The sequence below is a fragment of the Bradyrhizobium elkanii USDA 76 genome (assembly GCF_023278185.1).
Lineage (GTDB): Bacteria > Pseudomonadota > Alphaproteobacteria > Rhizobiales > Xanthobacteraceae > Bradyrhizobium > Bradyrhizobium elkanii.
Window position 1 is genome coordinate 912,660 of sequence record NZ_CP066356.1, and the last position, 22,648, is coordinate 935,307.

Consider the following 22,648-nt stretch of genomic DNA (forward strand, 5'->3'; position numbering starts at 1 on the left):
GGCTGTTGATTTTAGGCTCGCTTAGCTACGGTGCGCTGGTCGAACGCGATGTGGTACGCGCTCGAGCCGCTCCTTGGTATGGCTTCCTGTCAACCGTTGCAGCCGACAGCCTGTGGTAAAGATCGCGTCGTCGCGCGATTGGCCACCAGTCATAAAGAAAGATTTCAAGCGGCCGCCAATTGGCGACCCATCCCAGGATCAGGAAGCTTTCCTCGACCATCTTTTTGAACGAGGCGTCGGCGAGAAATCCAGATGCCAGGTTTGATGCGAGCAAACAAGCGACGAGAATCGCCACGCCTATTGCAAGAGATCGGCGGCCGATTCGGAACAGCTCGTTCAGGTCGCCCTGAATGACACCTGCACGACTAGCGAAGTATTTGCCAAGGGCTTCCGGCAGGTCTCGCGACAGGTCTGTTTGCGACTGATCATCCGGAAAGTGGACAACGATCCTGAATGGGTGGTCCGCAGGGAGTTCTCTGGCCCATCCTACAATATATTCCTCAGCTTCCCGGTCGAGATCCTTCTCGCGAAACGGAAATGGATCAAGCGTATGGAAGAGTTGTGCGATGTCATCGACGCGAACTTCAATCGTCCCAGCGCTTATACCGCTATCTCGCTCTCCAATCCCACCTCGGTTTATCGTCGGTCCCTCAAACGCCACATCTGTCACCGTCAGTGCGAGAACAGAATGGGAAGCAGCGGCTTCGACAACATGCTCTTGGTTGCGCCGCCAAGGATGAATTCGCGAAAGCGCGAGTGCCCATAGGCCCCCATCACAAGCATGTCCGCGTTGTGGGAAGCCACCTCCCGTGTGAGAACATCGCCGATCCATCGGCCCGCCGCATCTACCCTGTCAAGCGTGACATCGACGCCGTGTCTCGACAGGTTCTTCGCAAGTTCCTCGGACGAGTGCTCAGTATCGATGACCTTCTCGTTCGTCACCGTGACGACGTGCACTCTCTTTGCCTTCTCCAGCATCGGGATAGCGTCGGCAACTGCCCGGGCGGCCGAACGGCTGAAGTCCCATGCGACGACGACGGTGTTCAACTCGAATGGCCCGGAAGGCGCGCTTTCCGGCAATACCAGGGTCGGCCGTCCGGATCCGAAGATGATCGCTTCGGCGTTCCATTGATCATAGGATTCCGGCACTGAAACGATCGCGAGGTCACGCAGCCGCGCGTACTCGACCAGCCGCTCCGGTACGCGATGGCTCAAGCTCTTCTCACGGATGATCTCATGCAACACGCCAGCCTTCTGCGCGGCCGCCTCAAAAGCGGCAAGGAGGGCTTGCGCACTGTCACGGCTTCGGTGTGCCTCACTGGCAGCGATCGCCCCAGCGGCTCCAAAGGAAATCAAGCTGCCAGGGACCTGGACGTGAACTTCGCAGCAGATCGCGGCTATATGTGCACCAAGCGACGACGCGAATGACACCGCCCGGTCAATGACCGAAGCGGGCGTCGGCTCAGGGTAGCTCGTGAGGGTGAGGAGCATATCTCTAATCGCCATTGGACTCTCCGGCAGAATGTCCCCTTGAGCCTAGCTTGCAGTTTGCAGGGCATTATTGATCTATCGCAGCCACCAGCAGCCGATTTTCGCCGCTCCGATTGACCCGGCTGCCCGTTCGGCCCGATCCATGAACTGTGCAGCGACTGCTTCGCTCTTGGCTCACGCGCCGGGCTTGCAATAGCGGGGCTTGCGTCTGGCTTCATCTCAAGCATCGCAACAATTAGTTCCATGGGGGCGCGAGCCGTAGCCGGCGCTGTTCTCTCGACTGTTGATAATGCTGATATCGGCGAGCTTGCGCGAGGCCTTCGGAGAAAGCGGCCTGATGATCGGTGCCGCAATCGCAGAGCTTGTCGATACTCATGCTGCTGCCGTCTCCGTCAACGAACACGATCAGCAAGATCACCGTCGCGTCGACCAGTGGGAGCCGTGCTTTCGCTCTTCGCGTCGTGCCTGGGCTGATCTTCCTAATCGCGGGTGCGTGGACCGGCGCACTCTTCGGCGGCTTCATCGGACGCTGGTTTATTGAGCGGGGCGGACGGCCATGCGCGGCGTTCGCCGAGTATCCCCTCGATATAGAGTGCGTTCACCGCGACGAGCAGAACGACCGCGAGTGGCGCCGCCAACAACACGCCGACCGGGCCCAATAGAAGCCCAAAGACCAAAGTTGCGAAAAGGGTGAGAACAGGGGGCAGTTCGATGGCCTCGGCCTGGACCAGCGGCGTAATGAGATTGCCCTCAACGAAGTGAATGCCGGCATAAAGGGCAACGACATAGCCTACCAGCACTGGCCCTTGCATTGAAGCCACCAGTATCCCCGACACTGAGGCTAGGATCGGGCCGACATAGGGAACGAAGGCAAACATGCCGGAAATCAAACCTAATGCTATGGGTGCGGTGACGCCGAGCAATGCCAAGCCGATTGCAGTCAACGTACCGACTACCGCCATTGTGATCGACTGGCCGATGATCCAGCGCTTGAGCGTGGTTCCAAGAAGCTCAAGCATTTCCCTCGCGCCGTCACGCCGAGGTGCCGGCACCAACCGTAACAAGCCGTCAAGATAACGAGTGGGCTGCACGGCAAAGTACAACGCGGCGAACAACAAGACGGCGATGTAAGCCGCAGTCCGGAACACGGAACCAAACAGTGCGGCAACGTAGCTCGCAACTGGCGCGGTCGCGGTACCAAGGTTGATGTCCTGCGCGTGCCCGAGAAACCACGCACCCCACGAACTCGATCCGAATTCATGCACGAGCTGCGTGAGGCTTTGCGGCAAGTCCTTTGCGAGGAGGTTGAACTGCGATGCGATTTGCGAGCCAAACAGCCAGCCGACAGCGACAATGGATCCGAAAAGGAAGAGAACGACCGGCACGACGGCCCAAGCCTCAGGTATTCGCGTCCGGCGGCTTAGCTCATGGGCAAGGCCGCGCAACAGCAAGGCCAGAAGAGCCGCCCCCAAAGCGAGAACCAGCACGTCCGAAAGCTTCCAAACGGCAAAACCCGCCACACCGACAACGGACAGCACCAAGAGGGCGCGCTCAAATGATGGAGCTGTTGGTTTGGTCCGCTCCCTAGCCTGAGGTGTAACGACAATGTCCAGCTTTCCCATGCTCGCTCGTTCCAGGAGCCGCGCAAATCGCAAGCGACACATCAAGCCGGAATGAGGGTTTTCCCGTTGATTCAGATCAACTTCGCACGCTCGGTCCGGCCTATTTTGCGATGGGAGGGTCAAAGCCATGAAGACCATAGCGCGCGATGACTACGGCCCCGTTGCCAAGACCTTGCATTGGATAACGGTTCTTCTCGTCATCATTGCCTGGACGTTGGGCATGTTCGGCGAAGAACTTTCTGAAGGGGCGGCACAAGAATCAGGATTGTTGACGCACATCTGGATCGGACTGGCCGTTCTGGTTGTCGCAGTCGTCCGAATTCCTTGGCGCATCGCAAATCCGCCACCGAAAATCGTTCCCACCGAGTTCGGCAGATGGTTGGTCGAATGGACCGATCCCGCATCCCGGTTGATGCATTACGTGCTCTATGGATTGCTGGTGCTGGTACCAGCTTTCGGCATCGCGCTGCAGTTCGCAGAAGGTCATTCGCTGCCGCTATTCGGCATTGGCGAGATTCCATCGCCGTGGCTCGCTGACAAGGCGTTCGCGCACAACCTCAAGGAAGTGCATGAAATTCTTGCTAACCTTCTCGTAATCCTGGCCGTGTTCCATATGGCCGCTGCTCTCGTGCATCACATCGTTTTTGGCGACAGCACCCTGAAGCGCATGCTGCCGCGAATGCGCAAACAGATGTAGAAGATCTGGACTCGAGTCAGTTGACCCATATCAAGGCGCCGGTTGCGGTTGATGCGATCATGCGCGTGTTCGCTCATTTCTATGAGGAGAGCGCGTCATGAGATCGGTGGTCAAGAGTACCGTGGTTGCGCTTGCTATCGTGTCAGCAATCGTCGGCACGGCCGTTGCCCAGGACCAGTCCCCGCAGACTTGGGGTCCCCGCGGTATGATGGGTTACGGGTTCATGGGACCTGGCATGATGGGCCATGGTGCTATGGGCCCTTGGATCATGGGACGGAGCGGATCGGCGGAAGCGATGTGTAGTGCGATGGCCAGCCATATCGATGGCCGTCTCGCTTATGTCAAAGCGGAGCTCAAGGTGACGGATGCCCAAGAGCCGCTCTGGAACGCTTACGCCGTCGCCGCACGCGACAACGCGAAAGCGATGAGTGCCCGTTGTACAACTATGATGGGCAAGCCGGACTCTCCAGTAAGCTTGCCCGACCGCCTTGATCAAAATGAGCAGTTAATGGCCGCGCAACTCGAGGCCGTGCGTGCCATGGATAGGACGCTGAAGCCGCTCTATGCAGCGCTGAGCGACGGCCAGAAGAAGGCAGCAGATCAGTTGTTCTGGGGTCCAATGGGCATGATGTGACGGAGGGAACAGAAAAAAGGGTGCGCCGTTCCAGCGGTTTGGTTCTGGCGTATTTCCCAATTTCGTCCGCGTAATGCCGGAGCCGGCATTCCAGCTCCGGCATGCTACACAGTTCGTTAGTCCCGATCGTCCTCCTCATGAGCTTCCCTGCGCTCCTCACGATACCGCTTGTGGGCTTCGCGGGACCGCTCGTCGCGTGGCGTGCCCAGATGCTCGCCGTCCTTGTGGAGACTTTCCGTCTGGGCCGTTACCTGGGAGCTGTCCTTCTCCGGCATCCTGTCTTGGCCGGCATGGGCTGCGGCCACCAGACCGCCAATCCCGACCACCACAGTCGTCAGGATCATTGCCTTACGCATCGTCAGTTCTCCTATCTTTGAGCCGGCCGGTCATTCGGCCGCGCCGATCGTAAACATGACGCAAAGGCGCTGACGCTCCCCTGTTGATTCATATCAGCCAAATGTCAGGTCGCTTCCGGCATATTCGAGCCGAAACTAGGTAAGAAACAGATGCGCCTGCACCACCCCTTCACCGTGGCCCGGATAGCACTTCTGCTCGTGACATTTGCGTCGACAGCAGCGCCAACCGTCGCGCGTGACGACGATCCGAAACGCCGGGACGCGGTACGCCGTGCCGTGGAGGCCGGCGAGGTCTTGCCGCTCTCCCAAATCCTGGAACGGGTTCGGGGAAAGGTGCCCGGTGATATCACAGGCATTGAAATCAATCGTGAAGAGGGCCGCTGGCTTTATGAGTTCCGAGTGATCGATCGTGGCGGCCGTGTGCTCGAAGTGCACGTTGACGCGCGCAGCGGCAACATTGAACAGATCGAGGAAAAATAGATGCGCGTGCTCCTGGTCGAGGATGATCGCCGGATTGCCTCAGACGTCGCACGTGCGCTCGAAGCTGCCGGCTACGTGGTGGAGATCGTTCGCGACGGCGAGGAGGCTTGGTTTCGCGGCGACACCGAAGATTACGGCGCTGTCATTCTCGACCTTGGCTTGCCCGAAATGGATGGACTTTCGGTGCTCAAGCGCTGGCGGGCCAACGCTCGCCAAATGCCGGTCCTGATCCTGACGGCGCGCGGCAGTTGGGCGGAGCGCGTCGACGGGATCGACGCCGGCGCCGACGACTATCTACCAAAGCCGTTCCGGACCGAGGAACTGCTCGCGCGCTTGCGCGCGATTGTCCGGCGGTCTTCTGGTCACGCGTCTTCAGTCCTGAGCGCCGGCGATTTGACCCTGGACGAGCGTCAGATGAAGGTTAGCTTGCGCGGGATCCCCGTCGCGTTGTCGCAGCTCGAATACCGCCTCGTCGCCTATCTGCTGCGGCACCGGGGTCGTGTGGTGCCACAGCACGAGCTAGACGAGAACGTTTATGGTCCCGGGCAGGAGCACGACTCGAACGCGCTGGAGGTCCTGGTGCGCCGGGTGCGCAAGAAGCTGGGACAAGAAGTGATCGAGACACGGCGCGGGTTCGGGTATTCCGTGCCGGGGCCACATCCATGAAATGGACCTCCTTGCGGCTTCGCTTGGTGGCCGGTGGCATGATCGCCATCCTGGTCGCACTTGGCGTGGCCGGTGCAGGCTTTGTCGTGCTATTTCAGCGTCATGTGTCGCGCGCGATGGCGGCCGATCTCGACGTCCATCTCCGGCAACTACTTGCCGGCATCGACGTCGGTTCTGATGGGCACCTCATAATTAACCGGCAACCTGCCGATCCCAGGTTCGAAGAGCCGCTGTCCGGCCTTTACTGGCAGGTGACCGACGATCGCGAACAGATGCTGCGATCGCGTTCGTTGTGGGATACGACGCTTCGCTTGCCACCTGATGAACCCGGCCCGAGCGAAGTGCATCAGCATGAGGTCAATGGGCCGGGCGACGCCCGCGTGCTCGTCGCAGAACGTGGCGTGCTGATGACGGTTGGCGATCGGCGCGTGCGCGTTCGGACGGCGGTTGCGTCGGATTTGTCGCGGGCAGCGGTAGCGGTGAAAGCCTTCGCCAAGGATCTATTCGTTGCGCTCGCGTTGCTCGCAGCCGTGTTGGCGATCGCGACCTCGGTCCAGGTCAGCCTTGGTCTGCGGCCGCTTGCCGTTCTCCGCCGCGGCATTTCCGAGATCAGGGCGGGTCACAGGAAGCGCCTTCCTGCTGCTGTACCGAGCGAGGTGGGCCCACTGGTCGAGGAAGTCAATGCGCTGATTGACGCCCAAGAGCGGGAGATCGCGCGCTCTCGCGGTCGTGCGGCCGATCTCGCTCACGGCTTCAAGACGCCGCTTGCGGCGCTAACTTCCGACGCGGCCCGTCTCCGCGAGCGGGGCGACGACAAAACGGCCGAGGATATCGAAGCGGTTGCCGACGCAATGAGCCGCCATGTCGACCGGGAGCTGGCGCTCGCTCGGTTGCGCAGCGGGACGGGCAGCACCGGGGCCGCGATGAGCGAGCTTCGTCCCCTCGTGAGTTCGCTTCTGACCACGCTCGCACGGACGTCCAGTGGGGAAAAAATCCTGTTTGAACGTTCAATTCCAGAAGGGTTGCGCATTCCGCTTGATCGCACTGATCTTGCCGAGGTGCTCGGCAATCTTCTTGAGAACGCCGCGCGTCACGCCAAAGCGAGAGTTCGCATCGCGGCCATTGCCGACCCGCTATCGGTGGTCGTTGAGGACGATGGTGAGGGCATTCCCGAAGACCAGATTGCGCGCGTACTCGAAAGGGGCGGACGACTGGACGAACAGGGTTCGGGCTCGGGGCTGGGCCTCGCAATTGTCCAGGATGTCCTCGAAGCGTACAGATGGCACCTTCAGATCACCCGCTCGGAACTTGGCGGCGCACGGGTGACAATTGCTCCCGATACCGACCCCAACTCCCGCATAAAACGTAACCGAGCAACGGCCTGACCTGTCTTGATCCTGACAATTTGCTGACAATTTCAGTCAGGTTGCCGACGGCGCGTTTGAGCTATCAATCCTGCATCGGCCGATCTCGCTCGACCGCATCAACGGCGACAGGTCGGTCATTAGTGCTTGAAATGGAGTGTTCAACATGCGTGCTCGAAACTCGTCCCGAGGTTATGGTGCGGTTGCAATGGCGCTGCATTGGGCGGTCGTCGTGCTCGTTCTGGGCGCGTGGCTCATCGGGCAATTCGGCGACGAATTGCCTCGCGGCGCGCCGCGCGAAACCGGTCTGTTTGTTCACATGTCGCTCGGCCTTGCCGTTATCGCCTTCGCGATCACCCGCCTATTCTGGCGTCTGCGCGATCCGCCGCCGCCGCCGGAACAGTCGCCGCTAGGCTCGTGGGGCAAGAGGGCGAGCAAAGCGGTCCACTATCTGATCTACGTGGCGCTCATTGCGGTGCCGATTGCAGGAATCGTGCTGCAGTTCGCGCGTGGGCATGCGCTACCGATCTTTGGCTTGTTCGAAATCGCTTCGCCATGGCCGGCCGACCGCGCTTTTGCGCATGATGTCAAGGAAGTTCACGAAGTGCTCGCCAACGGCATGCTGGCGCTGATCGGCCTTCACGCGGCCGCGGCGCTCGTCCATCATTTCATTTTTAGGGATCGGACGCTGTTGCGGATGCTGCCTGTCACACGATCCTGAGCCCTCGGAAGCAGGATAGCCGCAACCCGATCGGCCGTTGGAGATCATCATGCCTGCCACGCCACACATCGAGAAGCATTTCACGGCATCGGAGTCGGTCCGCGATGTGGTGATCGGAATGGCCGATGGCCTGACGGTGCCGTTCGCGCTGGCGGCCGGCCTGTCGGCCGCTGTCGTCAGCACGGATGTGATCGTAACGGCCGGACTTGCCGAAGTTGTGGCCGGCGCGATCGCCATGGGTCTCGGCGGCTATCTTGCGGCACGCACCGATGCCGAGCACTACACGGCCGAAGAGAACCGCGAGAATTACGAGATTGATCACCTGCACGAGAAGGAGATCGAAGAAGTCGAGACGATCTTCCGTGAATATGGCCTGGAAGGAAACGTCTTGCAGAACGTCGTGAACGCGATCGCCGCTGATCGGCGACGATGGGTCGACTTTATGATGCGTTTCGAACTGGGCCTCGAGCGACCCGACCCGAAGCGTGCTTCGATCAGCGCCGCCACCATCGGCGGCTCCTACATCGTCGGCGGACTAATTCCGCTGATCCCTTACATGCTGGCGCACAACATCACGACGGCATTGCAGATTTCGGTCGCGGCCACGGGCTTCGCTCTGCTCTGCTTCGGGGCAATCAAGGGGCATTTCACCGGCGTCAACAAGGTCAAGTCTGCGCTGCAGACGCTTCTGGTCGGCGGGCTCGCTGCAGGTGCAGCTTATTGGCTCGCGCATTTGTTTGGATAGCTCGATCGCGTTCGCTCAGCAGGCCTTAAGCTCGGGGTGGCAAGGGCAAGCCCGGCCTGACTCATGAGGCCTGGACGCCGAACAAGATCTCGGGGGTAGCGAACCGCGCGTTCCGCCTTGCGACGAGACCATTTTTTCAGGGTTGCTTACTCGTGCCAATCAGACCGAGCCGGGAGTTTCGGTTAGGGCGTGCACATCGCTCTGTAAAATAAAGAAAAAGTGGCGCACCCGACACGATTCGAACGTGTGACCTTTGCCTTCGGAGCAAGATAACGTGCCCATCCGAAAAATGCGATAGGGCACGCAACGCTACGCTATCCAGCTGAAGCAACTGGATATTCTGACACACACAAGCGACGTTCCTATCCGAAAACACGCATCGATCTTCTCCCGCCTGCTTACGTATCGCTTACGCGAGGGAGGGTGCCCGGAACGAAGGAATGTCATGGTCAAGATCACGAAGAGGGTTGTCGAGGCGGCGGAGGCCCAAGAAAAGGACTACCTGATCTGGGACGACGAGCTGCCCGGCTTCGGACTGCGGGTCTTTAGTTCAGGCAAGCGCAGCTACTTATCCAGTATCGAATAGGTGGTCGCTCACGTCGATACACAATTGGACTTCATGGAGCCTGGGCGCCCGAGACTGCACGCCGAGAAGCAAAGGTGCAGCTCGGTCGGGTCGCTGGGGGTGACGACCCCGTCGAGGATCGACAGCTCGATCACAAGGCGATCACCGTGAAGGAGCTATGCGCCCGCTATTTCGCTGATCTCCAGGCCGGTCTCATCCTGGGGAAGGGCGGACGACCGAAGAAGGCCTCAACGATCATCACCGATACGGGTCGTATCGAGCGTCACATCATTCCCCTCATAGGAACCCGGCGGGTCAAGGATCTCACCAAGACCGACATCAACAAAGTCCTCAAGGACATCATGGCCGGAAAGACGCGGGTCTCGGTCAAGACCAAGAAGCTGCGGGGAAAGGCCATCGTCCGAGGCGGCGCCGGAACGGCCACTCGCACCGTTGGTCTTCTCGGGGGCGTCCTCACCTACGCCGTCGAGGCCGGTATCATCGAAAGCAACCCGTCGCACGGCATCCGCAAGCCAAAGGACAACGTGAGAAAGCGACGGCTGTCGGAGGCGGAATATCGAATATTGGGTCGGATGCTTCGCGACGCCGCTACGCAGGAGAAATACACCACGATCGTAGACATTGTTCGTCAAATTGCGCTGACCGGCTGCCGGCGTAGCGAGATGATCGGGTTGAAATGGGCGGAAGCTGACACTGAGTCGAGTTGCTTGCGGTTGGAGGACAGCAAGGAGGGAGAATCCATTCGTCCCATCGGCCTGCCTGTCGTCGAATATCTCGAGCGACGGCGCACGAACAGTGTCGGCACATACGTATTTCCCGGGAACGGCGAAGACAACGCGTTCGGTAGCTTTCCGAACCATTGGAAGCATCTCTTCGAGGACTCTGCGCTGTCCGATATTACTCCTCACGTCCTGCGCCACAGCTTCGCGAGCATCGCCAACGATCTCGGCTTCACCGAGGTGACCATCGCGGCGCTGGTCGGTCATGCCAAAGGTTCAGTAACGAGTAAATACATCCATACACTTGACACAGCGCTCATCATGGCTGCGGACACGATCGCTGGCTACATTCAAGGGCTCCTTGATGGCATAGAGTTCAAGCAGACTGCCTACGCGTTGGACAGGGATTCGCGAAAAGCCGCGCTGGCCCGCTTCCTACAGCGGGCTTCCAACGGCGACCACGAAGGCGGCGAAGAAGAACGCCGCTTGGCGGCCTAGTCCGGTCTTCCATCACTCGCGGTTGGCAACTTCTTGTATAATTGGCGGTCATCTTGGCAGGCAGTCGTCACCGCCTCCCGTCGAGCATTCCTGCGTAACACCTCTGGGGGCACACCGAAGGTCCGGAGGAACGCCCGCCGCATGCGCTCGCGGTCAGCAAAACCCACTTCCTCCGCCACGACATTAACCGTGTGCCGCCCTTCCTCCATCATGAACCTGGCCGTTTCCAGCCGAAGCCGCTCCACTGCTTTTGCCGGTGATTGGCCTGTCTCGGCCAGAAAGGCGCGGCTGAACTGGCGAGGACTGAGGTTGGCGACCGCCGCAAGGTTCTCGATTGTGAGCGGATTCCGCAGATTTTGGCGGATGTACGCCACGACCAACTGGATGCGATCGGATTTCGGTGTCATGTCGAGGAGCGCGGAATGCTGCGTTTGTCCGCCCATCCGACGTTGATTGATGACCATAAGTTTGGCAGCAACCTTCGCAACTTCGGAACCCAAGTCCCTATCGATCATCGCTAGAACAAGATCGATTCCTGCGGTCATTCCAGCTGACGTCCAGATCGGACCGTCATTGATATAGATCCGATCCTCCTCCATCCTGACATCGGGAAACCGAGCCCTGAAACTTGTCGCTTGAATCCAATGCGTCGTCGCACGGCGACCATCGAGAAGTCCGGCTTCGGCGAGAACAAACGCGCCATTGCAAAATGAAGCAGTGCGCCTTGATACCTTGGCAGCTTCTTGCACAAAGGCGATCAGGTTTGCGCTCGATGGAGCCATTTCGAACGCGGTGACCGCGCCGACAATAATTGTATCAAAAGCCGGATCGCCGAATGCTTCGGTGTCAACGGTCAAACCACAGGAAGATCGAACGGGACCGCCGTGCTCCGACAACAGATGGAGGTCATAGTGGGAATCGGTCGGAGGCGGCTTCGCAAGCCCGAATCCCGTCATTTCGAATGCCGTCATGGGCGCAAGACTCAAGAGCTGGAAGTCGTGCGGGACAATGAGACCTACCCGATGCATGGCTGCTCCTACTGTCCGAAATGTGGATGATAGTCCAGACGAATATCATCCAAGAGGCATGCTCTGATGTCGAACCCGGATGCTCACGCACGAGCCAGATGGCCGAAAGCGCCGTTCGGCACCGCATTGAGAGCTAGACTCAAAAGCCTGTATTTCTTGACAGCCCGAAGTCAGGCAGCCGCTTCCGCCTCCCGTCGAGCGTTCCGGCGTAATATCTCCGGTGGCACACCGAAGGTCCGGAGGAACGCGCGACGCATGCGTTCGCGGTCCACGAATCCTGTTTCCTGCGCCACAACATTGACCGTGTGCCGCCCCTCTTCGATCATGAACCTGGCGGCCTCCAGCCGAAGCCGCTCCACGGCTTTTGCTGGAGACTGGCCGGTTTCGGCCAGAAAGGCGCGGCTGAACTGGCGGGGGCTCAGGTTGGCGACCGCCGCAAGCTCTTCGATCGTCAATGGGTTCCGCAAATTTTGACGGATGTGCGCCAGCACCAATTCGATGCGATCGGACTTCGGCGTCATATCAAGGAGTGCGGAATGCTGCTTTTGTCCCCCCATCCGACGTTGGTTCATGACCAGAAGTCTGGCGACCATTTTCGCGACTTCGGGACCAAGATCATTATCGATCAACGCCAGAACGAGGTCGATCCCCGCAGTCATTCCCGCGGACGTCCAGACCGGACCGTCATTGATGAAGATCCGGTCCTCCTCCGCCCTGACATTCGGAAACCGGGCCCTGAAGCTAGCGGCATGGGCCCAGTGCATCGTCGCGCGTCGACCACTCAGAAGGCCCGCTTCAGCCAGTACAAACGCTCCGCTGCAGATCGAGGCGACCCGCCTCGACGCCTTGGCGGCTGCCTGTACGAACGCGATCGTCGTCGCGTCGGAGGAAGGCATGTCCATCTCGGTGATCGAACCCACGATGACTGTATCGAAGGCAGGATCTCCGAACGGTTCGGTTTGCAGCGTCATGCCTGAGGAAGATCGAACCGGACCGCCATGCTCCGAAAGCAAATGGATGTCGTAGCGCTGGTCGGCGGGAGGCAGATTGACGATTTCAAATGCGGTCAGGGCCGCAAGGCTCATCAACTGAAACCGTTGCGGCACGATGAAACCGACCCGATGCATTTTCGCTCCTGTGGCACGAATGGTGGCAAGAACGACCTACGTCGGCCCCGCCGTAATCGCTAGAGTCCAGGCAACAAATCTCGCACTGGCTCCTCGCCGCTAAGCGACCCCCATCAGCGCTTCCGTGAGGAAGAAAGAATGATGCATGTCTTCTGATCACGCCGCCTTCGTCGAGCATCGCATTTCTAGGGGCGAAGGAAAAGTCTACGCTCGAGATTATGCGGGTTCTGGTCCGGCCTTTGTGCTGATGCACGGCTTCCCTGACAACCTGCATATCTGGGATGACCTGATCCCGTTCCTGGTTGCCAGCGGCCGGCGCGTGGTGACGTTCGATTTCCTGGGCTTCGGCGCCTCGGACAAGCCCGCTGGCGCTACCTATAGCTTTAAGCAGCAACTGGGCGACCTTGAAGCGGTCGTCGAGGGGCTGGGCCTGGGAAAGATCGTTCCGGTGGCTCACGATTCCTCCGGGATGGCGACGCTCAACTACGCGCTCGCCCATCCGGGAGGCGTCGACTCCGCGATCATGCTCAACTCGGCCTATAGCGAGGACTCCACGGTTCTTTGGCCCGAGATGATCACGCTCTTTGCGACTCGGAGCATGCAGGCCCTTTCAATAGCGATCGCCCAGAGCCCCGAACAGTTTGGCTGGCTGCTGAAATGGCAGCAGAAGAAATTCCTGGACCCCTTGCCTGAGGCGCAAAGACCCCATTTCAGCGCGTTCATCGGTCCGCTGATCAGCGACAACTTCATCGCCCAACCCGGCGCCGGTCCGGCCTTCGTGCAGTTGGCGGCGGAATTCTTCGATGAACACGCCCGAAACGCCAAGCATCTGACCGCGCTCAAGACGCTAGATATTCCGGTCAAGCTGATCTGGGGACAATACGACCCCTACTTCCCCGTCGCCATGGCCGAGCGGCGTCAATCTCAGCTCAAAAATGCCTCTCTCGCCGTCATACCGGCGGGCCATTGGCTGCAGGCCGATGAGCCCGCGCAAGTCGCGAAGGCGATGCTGTCATGAGTCCCCGCGTTCTCGATAGGCTCACCGTTCGCGTGGGCCGCTTGGCCAAGCTCGCCCGCGCCATTGGCCTCACCGCGGTACTGGCGGCGATCAACCCGACCGCTTCGCTCGCTCAATCGGCGATGCCGGCCGCTCCGCCGCCATCATCGAGCCTCGACGTCCCTACGACCAAACTGCTGGCGATCGGCACATTTACAGTCAAGGGGACGCCGGAGCGATGGAAGCCGCTCCTGGATGCTGAAGTGCGCGACACGGTGCGCCTCTATCTCACTGGGAAAATTGACCAGTGGTACCTCAAGCAGGACCAGAGCGGGGTCGTTTTCGTCATGAGCGTCACAGATCCGAAGGAGGCTCTGGAACTGCTAGGCAGGTTTCCTTTCGGCCAGGCGGGGCTGATGGAATTCCAGATCATCCCACTTGGCCCAATCGCTCCGCTTCGCGTGCTTTTGACCGATCCCGCGAAGTAGTTCGCGACGGCCTCACACCAATCCAACGACAAGGAAACATCGATGTCTGAGAACAAGAATCCGCGCGTCCATGCTGAGATACTTCCCGCACTTGCCGCCGTTGTTGGTCCGACAACCAAGATCCTGGCTATCGGCTCGGTTACGGCCAAGGGAACACCCGAGGCGATCGCTCCCGTCCTGCCTCACGAAGTCCGCGCGACGGTTCGCAACCATCTCGCCGGCAAGATCGAGCAGTGGTTCTTCCAGACCGAGGGCTACGGCGTCGTCTTCATCGTGAACGCCACCAGCACCGCAGAGGCGCACGAACTCCTGGAGAAACTTCCACTTGGCGTAGCCGGCATGATGGAATTCGAATTGATCGCTCTCGGGCCGCTCGCGCCTCTCGCCATGCTAATCGGCGAACCTCCGCGTTCGTAATGCGACCCGCGGGCCTCGACTGTGAGTTTGGTCGCGCTCCAGGCTCTATCGGACCGCCTTCGTAGTTTCGTAACCGCCCGATCGCACCGCTTCGGGTGCTTTTGAGGGATACGGCAAAGTAATTCTCGGCCCCGACACCGATGCGGCGAGAGAAAATAGCAAAATGCCTGAAGTCAAGAACCCGCGCGTCCATGCCGAGATATTGCCCGCGCTCGCCGCCGTTGTCGCTCCGACAACCAAGATCCTGGCGATCGGCTCGGTCACGGCGAAGGGCACACCCGAGGCGATCGCCTCGGTCAGTCCCCACGAGGTTCGCGCCACGGTTCGCAATCATCTCGCTGGAAAAATCGAGCAGTGGTTCTCCCAGACGGAGGGCCGCGGCGTTGTCTTCATCGTGAACGCCACCAGCACGGCAGAGGCGCACGAACTCCTGGAGAAGCTTCCACTCGGCGTCGCCGGAATGATGGAATTCGAGCTGATCGCTCTCGGGCCGCTTGCGCCGCTCGCCGTGCTCATCGGCGAACCTCCGCGTTCGCAATGCGATCCGCGGACCTCGTTGTGAGCTTGGTAGCACTCCAGGCTCCATCGCCAACCGATCGAGGTCGACCGGGCATGGTGAAGCCACGCCGCGGCGGACCAAAGATTACGTCAACAACCCGCCAAAAAGGATCCCGCCACGATGCCTGTTATCAAAGCCGCGGCCGTGCAGATCAGTCCCGTTCTCTACAGCCGGGAAGGCACTGTTGGCAAAGTGGTCAAGAAAATTATCGAGCTTGGGCGCCAAGGCGTCCAGTTCGCGACCTTCCCGGAAACGGTCATTCCCTACTACCCGTATTTTTCCTTCGTCGAAGCGCCCTACCTGATGGGCGCGGAGCACTACAAGTTACTTGATCAGGCGGTAACCGTGCCGTCTGACGTGACCAGGGCCATCGGCGAGGCCGCCAAGCAAGCTGGCATGGTCGTCTCCATCGGCGTCAACGAGCGCGATGGTGGCACGATCTATAACGCGCAAATTCTGTTCGATGCCGACGGCATGCTCATCCAGCACCGTCGCAAGATTTCCCCGACCTATCATGAACGCATGGTCTGGGGGCAGGGCGATGGCTCCGGGCTGCGATGTGTGGACAGCGCTGTGGGACGCATCGGTCAACTGGCGTGCTGGGAGCACTACAACCCACTCGCCCGCTACGCCTTGATGGCCGACGGCGAACAGATTCACTCAGCTATGTATCCCGGCTCGTTCGCCGGAGACGGCTTCTCCGAGCAGATCTCAGTCAATATCCGCCAGCACGCTCTGGAGGCCGGATGTTTCGTGGTCTGTGCGACAGCCTGGCTGGATGCCGAGCAGCAAGCCCGGATCATGACGGACACCGGCAGCAGAATCGAGCCAATCTCCAGCGGCTGCTTTACCGCAATCGTTTCTCCAGAAGGCGAGCTAATGGGCGCGCCGCTGAGATCCCGCGAAGGCGAGGTCATTGCCGATCTCGATTTCTGGGCCATCGACAAGCGCAAGCGTTTGATGGACTCGCGCGGTCACTACAGTCGCCCGGAACTGCTCAGCCTCCTGATCGATCGCACGCCAAAGTCCCATGTGCTTGAGCGCAACGCGCATCCAGCGCTGGAATTCCTCGACTCGGGCGAACCGCTGGAAGAAGTCGGCTCGCGTCCGGTAATGGCAGCAATCTCATGACCTCACGCCGGCATCTGCTTCTCACTGGCGGCGCTTTCGTCGCCGCGCTCGGCCTCCCGAAAGCGGGGCTTGCAGACGCGACGGAGGTCGCCAGACCGCCAGCCCACCAACCCGCTCACAAAGGATCAAAGCTCATGACGACCGCGACAATGAAAGACGGCGCGAAGATCTACTTCAAAGACTGGGGCGCCGGTCCGGTCGTGACCTTCTCTCACGGATGGCCGCTCACCGCAGACGCCTGGGACGCCCAGATGCTGTTCCTGGCGAACCACGGCTACCGCGTTATCGCGCATGATCGACGCAGCCATGGCCGGTCGGATCAGACCTGGACCGGCAACGACATGGATACTTATGCCGACGATCTCGCCACCCTGCTTGAGACGCTCGACGTCAAGGGTGCGACGATGATCGGCCATTCGACCGGTGGCGGCGAGGTCGCGCGTTACGTTGGCCGCCACGGCACATCGCGCGTGTCGAAAGCAGTCCTGATTTCCGCGGTGCCTCCGCACATGGCGCAGACGCCGACGAACCCCAACAGTGCGCCGATGAGCGTGTTCGATGGTCTGCGCTCGAGCCTGGTTGCCGATCGGGCGGGGTTCTTCAAAGAACTGGCGATGCCGTTCTTTGGCTACAACCGTCCCAATGCGAAGGTTTCGCAGGGCCAGATCGACTCCTTCTGGCTTCAGGGCATGATGGGGAGCCTCCAAGGAGAGTATGATTGTATCAAGGCCTTCTCCGAGACCGATTTCACGGATGATCTCAGGAAGATGACGATCCCAACCCTGCTGCTGCAGGGTAATGACGATCAGGTCGTTCCAATCGACATCGCCTCCCGGCGTTCGGTGAAGATCCTGCCAAACGCGAACTTGAAGGAATATGCAGGTGCTCCACATGGCATGTGCGTCACCCACGCCGATCAAGTGAACGCAGACCTGCTGGCCTTCCTCAAAGGATGACGGGGGACGAAATCCTCCTGCCCGATCGACCAGCGGCAAAGCGGATACGTCGTGCGGCAAAGCATATTCATTCTGAGTGAGGCGAAAAATGAGCAAGGCACAACGCGAACTTCCGATTCTCGTGACCGGCGCGGCTGGACGGATCGGCTCGGTGGGTCGCACCGTGACGGAGCTGCTTCTCGCCCGTGGATTCCAGGTACGGGCGCAGGTTCGTGTGGACGACGAGCGGGCCGCAAGGTTGCGTGCGCTCGGTGCAGAAGTCGTGGTTGGCGATCTGCTCGATCTTATGGCGGTACATCGGGCGATCGAAGGGTGCGAACGTCTCTGCTTCGCAATGTCGGTCGCGCCGACCTATCTCGAAGCGGCTGTCAACGTCGCCGTCGTCGCGAAGCACCACGGCGTAAAGGCGTTCGTCAATCTCTCCCAGATGACCGTCAACGAGATGGACATCTTCAATACGACCCCCAGCCCACAGCAAAAGCAGCATTGGTTGGCGGAGCAGATATTATCCTGGTCCGGGCTGCCAGTGGTGGAAGTACGACCAACGGCCTTCATGGAAGGGTTGTTGCTTCAAACGGCGAAAACCGTCTCCTTGCAGGACAAAATCATGGCCCCCTTTGGAATGGGCAAGAACTCTCCATCGCTGCAGCCGATGTCGCTCGGGTGATCGCCGAGATACTGAGTGAGCCCGCCGAGCATATCGGCCAGACCTACCATCTGACCGGCCCGGTTTCGCAGGACATGGACGCGGTTGCACGCGAGTTCTCGGCCGCGCTTGGTCGCACGATCTCGTATGTCAACGTTCCACTTGAGGTCATGAAGGGGCAACTCGCCGCCTTCGGAATGCCGCAGCATGTCGTTGCGCACGTGGCGACCATGGCGGGGCTACATCAGGACAACCGGTACGATCGGTTCAGCAACGATGTCGAAAGGCTGACCGGCATACGTCCGATGAGCGTTCGGGAATTCGTGCAGAAGAACGCGCATACGTTCGCACCGGTCGCGCCTTCGAGCGCGGCTGAATAAACGCATCGTAGACACGGGTTCGCAAAGGAGCGTGGTTGCGGGCACACGCAACCACCGATACCGACATTCACTTCAAGTCACGATCTGACCAAGATGGCCCCTCGGGGGAGTTCCTCGCGTCCCGAACGCGATGTATCTGCAATCGACAATCACTTTTTCAGCGATTTGCTTACTCGTTCGAATGAGACGGAATCGTAATTTCGGTTCAGACGCGCATATCGCGCTGTAAAACAAAGAAAATCTGGCGCACCCGACACGATTCGAACGTGTGACCTTTGCCTTCGGAGGGCACAGCTCGATCTATTCCGCCAATCGCGGACCAGTTCCACCAATCGCAAGAATCGGGTGTTGCGTGCCCCCCACGACCACCGGCTATTGCGATATCGGCGCAGCGACCCGGAAGGGTCGCCTTCGCTTTTTTCGCGGCATTTCGCGAAGACCAGGTGTCACGCCTCCAGGATTTGACCTAGCCAGGGTTGGGACAAGAGGCGGCAGCTCCCGCGATTGTCGATTTCGCGATGCAGCGAACCTCCGCCAAAGTGCCAAGCGCTCACGCTACCATACTAAGGACAAACAGCGGTTCCTCGTGTCGGTGGTTGCGTATGATTCCCTCCCTGGGCACCAAAACTGCGCTTTTCCACGCTAGAGCACGATCTTCTACGATTGCGTTCGCTGGATGATCGGCGCGAAGGGCACTCGCGGATTTCTCTCCCTAGGGCTCGATAGATTTACCTACGCTCAAATCCCCGCCCCCGGAACCAGATCTCGTCATATTGAGCAGGTTTCTTGGTGCCTGCCTCGGTTCGCGCGTCAGAAGGACCGGCTAGTTGCGGACTGCGTACAGAGGCGTTCTGACCGTCAGTTGATAGGCGGGCTTCGGCACCCACATGATTTCGGCTGTGATGCCAAACAGCCGATTGTCGTTGTCGTCCATGCGATCGAGATCGAGCCGCACAATCGGTTGTGTGAAGGGCTGAATGGACGTGAGGGTCAGAAGCTGCGCGCCCTCGAAGGATTGCACGCCCACGCGGCCGGTAAATTTCCAATTGTTCGGCCATTGATAGTAGCCGCCGACATAGGCAATCGTGTTCGGGTTGATCCTTCCCAACGCATTGCCGACGTCGGTTCGCGTGTGTTGGAAGCCGCTGAGCAGGCCTCTGGTCTCATCGGAATCGAGCGCATAGTCAAATTCGAGAATGTTGTTGAAGGAGGTTGTACCCAGCGGGCCATTGGGAATCGACTGTGTGATGGTCGATTGCAGCGTCACCGTAGGAAAGGTCCCGCCGTTCTGCTGGTAAAGATCCGCCTGGAAGCCGATGTTCCAGCTTGTGATTTGAAAGGACGAAAAGCCGGCGCTTCCGAAGTTCGTCGAGCTGCCGGAGACGCCGGCATAGAGCGAGACGTTTTCGGTGACATCGACCGTCAGCGGTATTGAGGGATTTCGCTGATGGCAGGCCGACCGGAAATGCCACGCCGCCCGATGTCGCAAGCGTCTGCGTATTGAACAGCGTTGGATGTCCAAAGGCGAACGCGAGCGATCCTGCCGGGACCTGCGCGTAGATCGTTCTGAGGTCGAGATAGATCGCCGGCACCGAAGCATTGGCAACGCCATCATCATTTGCGGCAAAGGCCTTCGCAACCGGGACGATAAGGATTGCGCACAATGCAGCGCTCAAGATCGATCCGAGAGCCGGGAGCCCTGTGCTGTTACGTGACGGCGCGTTCAAGGCGATAACCTTCCCTAAAGCGCGATGAGATTAGGTTGAATCATCATCGCGCTTTAGCTCTTTGTTTGAGCATGATCTCCGCGCAAACGCGTTCCGCGTTTGTCGCGAGGGAAAACCGCTTCACACTTTTCCGGATCATGCTCTAGGCGCGATTGCCATTGGGTCGGGAGGCGGGCCGATCGATCGCAACTTGTCCGTTCCTCGACCTCTCCCGAAACTCCCGCGGGGTGCAGCCTGAGATCCGGCGGAAAGCGCGCGTGAAGTGGGCAGGGTCGGCATAGCCCGATGCGAATGCCACGTCGATGATCTTGATGTCAGTGTCGCCCAGGAGCTTGGCCGCATTGTTGAAGCGGGCCTGCTCAAGCAGGGCCGAATATGTCAGCCCAGCGAGTGAAAGCCTCCGTTGCAGACTCCTGGTGCTCACTCCCATCATCTCGGCCGCCTGCATTATCGTGAGGCCTCCTTGATCAAGGTAGGAGGGCAAGCTCAGCTTCAGTGCGCTGACGACGTCCTTGCCGAATGACTGCGGCTCGTGATCAGCCGGCGTCGGCCGAAAGTCATTTGCGGGATTTGCGAGACTGAGGAGCCCTACCGGCACTTCGATCCATGAGGCCTTTTGACCCGACATAAAGCGCGTGTTCGGCCAATGCGACTGGACCTCGGGGCTCGGCGCATAGAGCGCTTCAAACGCAATCACTCTTGGAGACCAACTCGCTCCGGCGAACTGACGGACGATGTGAAGGACGAATATGTTCTGAAGCCACTGGGATATCTCAAGATGGGAAATGCCCTCCGTTCCAATGAGCTTACTGCAAATCTTCAAACTCTCGCCGCTTGGCTCGAGCCATAGTTGGAGGATTGTATCTTCGCACGGTGCCCACCGGCATATTTGCTGCAGGGCAACCAATAGGGTTGGCGCATGGCGCACTCGCGCCCGCAGGGCTTCGCTCAAATGTTCGAACGAGAGTCGCTGGGCTGCGCGAAAGGCAATTTCTGACAGACCCTGCTTTTGCTGAGCTGCGGTCGCGAACCGAACGGCCGGCAGCAAAGGTACGTAATGATCCGCTTTTTCTTCAAAGGACGTCGGGAGTTGAAATTTGGCGAGAAGTGCTGCCGTCGGGCCGCCTATCTCAGAATGAAGTTCAGCGAATGGGATCAGAAACTGACAACGGGTCAATGGAATGACGGTCATTACTACCTGCCCAAGAAGTTTTGCCGCGATCGCAGCTTAGCAGGTCGGAACTCGTCTTGCGTTGTCTTTATCGGGCAGCCAGGTCCGACGATCTCGCTTGACGAAAGTTTTGGCGGCTGATGGCCAGATCGGTGCCCGAAGCTGCTTTATCCTGAAGCGTCGTTTCTCTCGCAGGAGCACGGGCTTCACGCCTCAAACCAACCGATGAGAGCTGTCCGATTGCCTTCGGCCCAGGCGGTCCGTGAAGTCATTGTCGCGTCGCTGCGACACGGTGACGCAACCCTTGATAGCACCGCTCGCGCCCTCAAGGTCAGCTCGCGCACGTTGCAGCGTCACCTTGGTCGCATGGGCACCAGCCACAGCGAAATGCTCGCGGAAGTTCGCTTGAACATCGCTTGCCGCTTGCTCGTGGACTCAAGCAAGCGACTGTCGGAAATCGCGAAATTCGTCGGCTACAGCAACGCCAGCAGCTTCAGCCGTACTTTCGTGCGTTTGATGAAAATCCAACCCATCACTTACCGGCAGCGGCAACTTGCCGATCGGCAGAGCCAAGCGAGCCATGGCAAGAAATCTCACGCCGCTGGGCCATGACAATTCCGATCATTGGCGCGAAATGGCAAGACGCGCGATCTGAATTGGCGCGAAATGCTTAGCGAAGCTGATTGCCGAGATTGCGCTGCCCAAAGGAATGTTGAACATGACCCTTCGCTCAGCTCTGTTGGTATTTTGTGTCGCCGGATTGATTGCCGTTCCCCATAAGGTGCTTTCCCAGTCCGCACCCGAGAGCAAACCACACGTACCGCTTGAGAAATCGATAGGCCAGGCAAAGCCTGAAGTCGTGCCGTCGCTCTTCGTCCTCAACTCGCGCGGGGCGAGCTTGAAGGACGGGAAGCTCGTGCTGACGGGGGTTTCACCGAATGCCATCGTGTTCGCCGATCGGCCCGTGAGGGCGGCTGGTCACGATCTCACATCGCGAATTGTTGAGGATTGGGGCAATGGCAGTGACAATTTCGCGAAAGACCCTCCAAATGCCACTGTGTCCGGGTTCAGGAAAGACGGATCGTCGGTAGCCGACGCCGTCGTCGTCCTGAAATCGCCGAAGCTCGACGGCGACAGGCTGACTTTCGATGTCGATCTGCTCGAAGGTGACCTTGCAGGAGCTGATGGACCGGCGTCGATCTTCATCGACATCATCGGTCGCCCGTTCACACCGCTGTCCTTTGCCGGCGTTGCGCGCCGCACCGCCTGGCGAGGGGCTTATTATCGCGGCGCTGCCGTCGCTGGTGCGGCCGCCCTTGGAGCTGCGGCAGCCTATCCCTATTACGCCCCGCGGTGCGGATTCTATCCGTATCCGCCTTGCTACTGAGCAACGCGACCGGCCACGTCGCAGCCTCCGGGCCGACTGATGCAGGTGGGCCGGA

Annotated in this window: 26 protein-coding genes and 2 pseudogenes; 18 read left to right on the plus strand and 10 right to left on the minus strand. The window is 59.6% G+C overall.

Features of this window, described 5'->3' with window-relative positions; translation table 11 throughout:
• Positions 1-25: 25 nt before the first annotated feature.
• The 4 genes from JEY66_RS04295 to JEY66_RS04310 all read right to left on the minus strand — a co-directional run bounded on the left by JEY66_RS04295 (position 26) and on the right by JEY66_RS04310 (position 3,113).
• Entirely contained in the window at positions 26-661 is a 636-nt protein-coding gene (locus JEY66_RS04295; protein WP_016847935.1) for a hypothetical protein, read from the minus strand.
• 11 nt (positions 662-672) lie between these two features.
• Entirely contained in the window at positions 673-1,506 is an 834-nt protein-coding gene (locus JEY66_RS04300) for a universal stress protein (protein ID WP_016847936.1), read from the minus strand.
• 220 nt (positions 1,507-1,726) lie between these two features.
• Positions 1,727-1,903, minus strand: coding sequence for a hypothetical protein (locus JEY66_RS04305; RefSeq protein ID WP_157183400.1), 177 nt, complete (start codon positions 1,901-1,903; stop codon positions 1,727-1,729).
• Positions 1,904-1,970: 67 nt separating this feature from the next.
• Complete coding sequence (locus JEY66_RS04310; protein WP_016847937.1) at positions 1,971-3,113, minus strand: AI-2E family transporter; 1,143 nt, start codon at positions 3,111-3,113, stop codon at positions 1,971-1,973.
• A gap of 127 nt (positions 3,114-3,240) precedes the next feature.
• Here JEY66_RS04310 and JEY66_RS04315 point away from each other — a divergent pair, with 127 nt between their 5' ends.
• Positions 3,241-3,810: a cytochrome b gene (locus JEY66_RS04315; protein WP_016847938.1), complete on the plus strand. Its 570-nt coding sequence runs from the start codon at positions 3,241-3,243 to the stop codon at positions 3,808-3,810.
• A gap of 97 nt (positions 3,811-3,907) precedes the next feature.
• The gene (locus JEY66_RS04320; protein ID WP_016847939.1) at positions 3,908-4,444 is read left to right on the plus strand and encodes a Spy/CpxP family protein refolding chaperone; all 537 of its coding nucleotides are present in this window, start codon (positions 3,908-3,910) and stop codon (positions 4,442-4,444) included.
• A 116-nt stretch (positions 4,445-4,560) separates the two neighbouring features.
• On the opposite strand, the gene JEY66_RS04325 is transcribed toward JEY66_RS04320, so the two are convergent.
• Positions 4,561-4,800, minus strand: a complete 240-nt coding sequence (locus JEY66_RS04325) for a hypothetical protein (protein ID WP_016847940.1) — start codon at positions 4,798-4,800, stop codon at positions 4,561-4,563.
• A gap of 150 nt (positions 4,801-4,950) precedes the next feature.
• On the opposite strand from JEY66_RS04325, the gene JEY66_RS04330 reads away from it, so the two are divergent.
• From JEY66_RS04330 to JEY66_RS04350, 5 genes are all read left to right on the plus strand, one after another.
• Positions 4,951-5,280: a PepSY domain-containing protein gene (locus JEY66_RS04330; RefSeq protein ID WP_016847941.1), complete on the plus strand. Its 330-nt coding sequence runs from the start codon at positions 4,951-4,953 to the stop codon at positions 5,278-5,280.
• Positions 5,281-5,946 carry a response regulator transcription factor gene (locus tag JEY66_RS04335; RefSeq protein WP_016847942.1) on the plus strand — a complete coding sequence of 222 codons (666 nt, stop codon included), beginning with the start codon at positions 5,281-5,283 and terminating at the stop codon, positions 5,944-5,946. It abuts the gene before it with no gap.
• Complete coding sequence (locus tag JEY66_RS04340) at positions 5,943-7,331, plus strand: sensor histidine kinase (protein WP_016847943.1); 1,389 nt, start codon at positions 5,943-5,945, stop codon at positions 7,329-7,331. Before JEY66_RS04335 ends, JEY66_RS04340 begins: the two co-directional genes overlap by 4 nt.
• 145 nt (positions 7,332-7,476) lie before the next feature.
• Entirely contained in the window at positions 7,477-8,031 is a 555-nt protein-coding gene (locus JEY66_RS04345) for a cytochrome b (protein ID WP_026191916.1), read from the plus strand.
• Between the two features lie 49 nt (positions 8,032-8,080).
• On the plus strand, positions 8,081-8,776 hold the full coding sequence (locus JEY66_RS04350; protein ID WP_026191915.1) for a VIT1/CCC1 transporter family protein: 696 nt from the start codon (positions 8,081-8,083) through the stop codon (positions 8,774-8,776).
• Between the two features lie 220 nt (positions 8,777-8,996).
• Here the strand turns inward: JEY66_RS04350 and JEY66_RS04355 are convergent.
• Positions 8,997-9,089, minus strand: a pseudogene (locus tag JEY66_RS04355).
• Between the two features lie 132 nt (positions 9,090-9,221).
• On the opposite strand from JEY66_RS04355, the pseudogene JEY66_RS04360 reads away from it, so the two are divergent.
• A pseudogene (locus JEY66_RS04360) lies at positions 9,222-10,579 on the plus strand (tyrosine-type recombinase/integrase).
• On the opposite strand, the gene JEY66_RS04365 reads toward JEY66_RS04360, so the two are convergent.
• On the minus strand, positions 10,576-11,607 hold the full coding sequence (locus tag JEY66_RS04365) for a GlxA family transcriptional regulator (RefSeq protein ID WP_016847950.1): 1,032 nt from the start codon (positions 11,605-11,607) through the stop codon (positions 10,576-10,578). The pseudogene JEY66_RS04360 and the gene JEY66_RS04365 sit on opposite strands and share 4 nt — an antisense overlap.
• Positions 11,608-11,777: 170 nt before the next feature.
• Positions 11,778-12,734 carry a GlxA family transcriptional regulator gene (locus JEY66_RS04370; protein WP_016847951.1) on the minus strand — a complete coding sequence of 319 codons (957 nt, stop codon included), beginning with the start codon at positions 12,732-12,734 and terminating at the stop codon, positions 11,778-11,780.
• A gap of 145 nt (positions 12,735-12,879) precedes the next feature.
• On the opposite strand from JEY66_RS04370, the gene JEY66_RS04375 reads away from it, so the two are divergent.
• From JEY66_RS04375 to JEY66_RS04410, 8 genes are all read left to right on the plus strand, one after another.
• Positions 12,880-13,752 (plus strand): alpha/beta fold hydrolase, encoded by an 873-nt coding sequence (locus JEY66_RS04375; RefSeq protein WP_077231036.1) that lies wholly within the window; start codon positions 12,880-12,882, stop codon positions 13,750-13,752.
• Positions 13,753-13,784: 32 nt separating this feature from the next.
• Positions 13,785-14,219, plus strand: a complete 435-nt coding sequence (locus JEY66_RS04380; RefSeq protein ID WP_240536803.1) for a hypothetical protein — start codon at positions 13,785-13,787, stop codon at positions 14,217-14,219.
• A 42-nt stretch (positions 14,220-14,261) separates the two neighbouring features.
• Positions 14,262-14,636, plus strand: a complete 375-nt coding sequence (locus JEY66_RS04385) for a hypothetical protein (RefSeq protein WP_016847954.1) — start codon at positions 14,262-14,264, stop codon at positions 14,634-14,636.
• Between the two features lie 163 nt (positions 14,637-14,799).
• Positions 14,800-15,198: an AIR synthase-related protein gene (locus JEY66_RS04390; protein WP_016847955.1), complete on the plus strand. Its 399-nt coding sequence runs from the start codon at positions 14,800-14,802 to the stop codon at positions 15,196-15,198.
• Positions 15,199-15,315: 117 nt separating this feature from the next.
• Positions 15,316-16,326, plus strand: coding sequence for a nitrilase-related carbon-nitrogen hydrolase (locus JEY66_RS04395; RefSeq protein ID WP_016847956.1), 1,011 nt, complete (start codon positions 15,316-15,318; stop codon positions 16,324-16,326).
• 134 nt (positions 16,327-16,460) lie between these two features.
• Entirely contained in the window at positions 16,461-17,282 is an 822-nt protein-coding gene (locus JEY66_RS04400; protein WP_016847957.1) for an alpha/beta fold hydrolase, read from the plus strand.
• 88 nt (positions 17,283-17,370) lie between these two features.
• Positions 17,371-17,949, plus strand: coding sequence for an NAD(P)H-binding protein (locus tag JEY66_RS04405; RefSeq protein WP_240536798.1), 579 nt, complete (start codon positions 17,371-17,373; stop codon positions 17,947-17,949).
• On the plus strand, positions 17,946-18,308 hold the full coding sequence (locus tag JEY66_RS04410) for a Rossmann-fold NAD(P)-binding domain-containing protein (protein ID WP_240536799.1): 363 nt from the start codon (positions 17,946-17,948) through the stop codon (positions 18,306-18,308). Before JEY66_RS04405 ends, JEY66_RS04410 begins: the two co-directional genes overlap by 4 nt.
• Before the next feature lie 823 nt (positions 18,309-19,131).
• On the opposite strand, the gene JEY66_RS04415 is transcribed toward JEY66_RS04410, so the two are convergent.
• Positions 19,132-19,830, minus strand: a complete 699-nt coding sequence (locus tag JEY66_RS04415; RefSeq protein ID WP_307724586.1) for a hypothetical protein — start codon at positions 19,828-19,830, stop codon at positions 19,132-19,134.
• Positions 19,831-20,177: 347 nt separating this feature from the next.
• Positions 20,178-21,227: an AraC family transcriptional regulator gene (locus JEY66_RS04420; RefSeq protein ID WP_018269016.1), complete on the minus strand. Its 1,050-nt coding sequence runs from the start codon at positions 21,225-21,227 to the stop codon at positions 20,178-20,180.
• A gap of 219 nt (positions 21,228-21,446) precedes the next feature.
• Here JEY66_RS04420 and JEY66_RS04425 point away from each other — a divergent pair, with 219 nt between their 5' ends.
• Entirely contained in the window at positions 21,447-21,818 is a 372-nt protein-coding gene (locus JEY66_RS04425; RefSeq protein WP_240536801.1) for a helix-turn-helix transcriptional regulator, read from the plus strand.
• Between the two features lie 106 nt (positions 21,819-21,924).
• Positions 21,925-22,593, plus strand: a complete 669-nt coding sequence (locus JEY66_RS04430; RefSeq protein ID WP_210291241.1) for a hypothetical protein — start codon at positions 21,925-21,927, stop codon at positions 22,591-22,593.
• The last annotated feature ends 55 nt before the right edge of the window (positions 22,594-22,648 follow it).